The sequence below is a fragment of the Candidatus Phytoplasma sp. AldY-WA1 genome (genome assembly GCF_020312115.2).
Classification (GTDB): Bacteria; Bacillota_I; Bacilli_A; order Acholeplasmatales; family Acholeplasmataceae; genus Phytoplasma; species Phytoplasma vitis.
Genome location: NZ_JAHRHX020000077.1, coordinates 1 through 2286 on the forward strand (window position 1 = coordinate 1; position 2286 = coordinate 2286).

The following is a 2286-nucleotide window of genomic DNA, read 5'->3' on the forward strand; positions in this document are numbered from 1 at the left end:
ATAAAAAGATTGTATATTAAAAAGAAAATTGAATGATATTAATATAAAAATTATTTGTTTAATTGTTGGTTAAAATAAAGAAAATCATATTTGTCTTAAATTTTTTAATAATGAAAATCAAATTAAAAAACTTAAAAATAAAATTAATAATTTAAATAAACAAATAACGAATACAACGAAAACGGCCAAAAAATTAAAGTAAAAACCTACCAAGACGACGGCAAAACTATTAGTTTTATTGAAGAATATAACGAAAACAGAAAATTATTTAAAGAAACATTTTATAGTTCCGACGGCAAAACTATCAAACAAATCAACGAATACAACGAAAACGAAAAATTAGTTAAAGAAATAATCTACCAAACCAACGGCAAGACTATCGATTACATCAACGAATATCACCCCGACTGAACAGAAAAAAAATAATATGAAAAATACAAAAAAACAAATAAAAAATAAAATAAACGTCCGCACTTACATTTTTTTTATAACACTGTTATCTTGTATTTAAAGGATTGATTATGGGTTTGAAATAGAAACTTAAAGACTATTCGGAGGTTTTTAAACCCATGTAAAAATAATTTTTTATATTTTTAATTTAATAATGACAAACATTATAAAAAAAACTGAATATTAAAATTGTTTTTTTTTTTTTTTGTTTTATAATCTTAATTAGTATTAATTAATAAGTCGTATTATTATAAAAAAAATGTAAATGTTTTTTTAACTCTGCATATTTTTAAAATCTCTTTTTACTAAAAAAAAGACTAGTTTTTTAACTAGTATTTTAGGTATTAAAAATTAATTTATTTACAAAAATTTATAAAAGTGCGTATAAAACTAGAGGGGTTTTATTATGAAATCTAAAAGGGATTATTATGATGTTTTAGAAGTTTCTAAAAATGCGAGTGATACAGAAATTAAAAAATCTTATCATAGGCTTGTTAAAAAATATCATCCTGATGTATCTAAAGAAGATAATGCTGCTACAAAATTTAAAGAAGTTCAAGAAGCTTATCAAGTATTAAGAAACGCGAAAAAAAGAAGTGATTATGATCGTGTTTGGCACCAAGATTATAGTAATTTTAATAATAGTGGTTTTCAAGGATTTAACCAAGGTTTTAGTAGTGGAGAAAATCGAACTAATAAACAAAAAAATACAAATAATGTTAAAGATAAATACGTAGAATGTGTTATTGATTTTTTAGAAGCGTGTTTAGGTGGAAAAAAAGAAATTAAGGTTGATTTCGAAGAAGATTGTAAACAATGTCATGGCACAGGAGTACCAAATAAAACAGATGTTAAAATTTGTAATTATTGTAATGGAACAGGACATATTACCAAATATCAAAGATTTTTTTTTAAGAAATATCAAGTATGTTCTTATTGTAGAGGCACAGGTCGAATAATTGCTAAAAAATGTTCATTTTGTAAATCTTCTAAAAGAGTTTTAAATGTTAAAACAATAAGCATTGATATTCCTGCTGGAGTCGAAGATGGAATGACAATGAAACTCGATCAACAAGGACACGGAGGACACTTAAATTCAAAAAATAGCGACTTATATATAACTTTTAAAATTCGACCTCATGAAATTTTTGAAAGAGAAAAACAAAATATTATTTCTACTGTTTGGATTAATTTTTATGATGCTATCTTAGGAAAAGAATTAAGTATTCCTACTATTTATGGCGAAGTCGAATTAAAAATACCAGAAGGAACACAAACTCATACTAAATTTAAATTAAAAAATAAAGGTATTCCTTATTTACATTCAAATTTTCGTAAAGGAGATCATTTTGTTATTGTCAAAATTAAAACTCCTACTAAAAACAATTATAACAATCATAATAATAAATCATCAGAATTACATTTAGATAAAATTATTCAAAAAATTGTAAAAGGTCCTTTAAAAAATATAAATATTGAATTTTCAAATAAAAATACCCTTATTGATATATACAATGAAGATAAAAATATAATTATTTTAAATGGTTTTTTGTTAAGTAAAATATTAAATGAGTATAATTTCCGAATTTATTTTTTATACCTGAATATAAAAAGCAATTTAAATTTACAACAAAGAGTATTATATTTAAAGAAAGAAGAATTAAAAACAATAGATTTAGATTTTCGAATATCTGTTAATAAACCTACCCATTATGATTTAATCAAGAAATTATTATTTATCAATATAAATATAACAACAAATACTGATTTTATCGATCGTTCTTATTTTATCGATTAAATATTTAGTTGATGCTCGCCATTTATTAGTATAATATT

General features: G+C 22.5%; 1 protein-coding gene and 1 pseudogene. Both read left to right on the top strand.

Annotation, left to right across the window (positions count from 1 at the left end; translation table 11 throughout):
* Positions 1 to 177 precede the first annotated feature (177 nt).
* Positions 178 to 411: pseudogene (locus tag KTO59_RS04630) on the top strand (DUF2963 domain-containing protein); the annotation flags it as partial.
* Between the two features lie 445 nt (positions 412 to 856).
* Positions 857 to 2248: a DnaJ C-terminal domain-containing protein gene (locus KTO59_RS03995; protein WP_284928759.1), complete on the top strand. Its 1392-nt coding sequence runs from the start codon at positions 857 to 859 to the stop codon at positions 2246 to 2248.
* Positions 2249 to 2286: the final 38 nt, after the last annotated feature.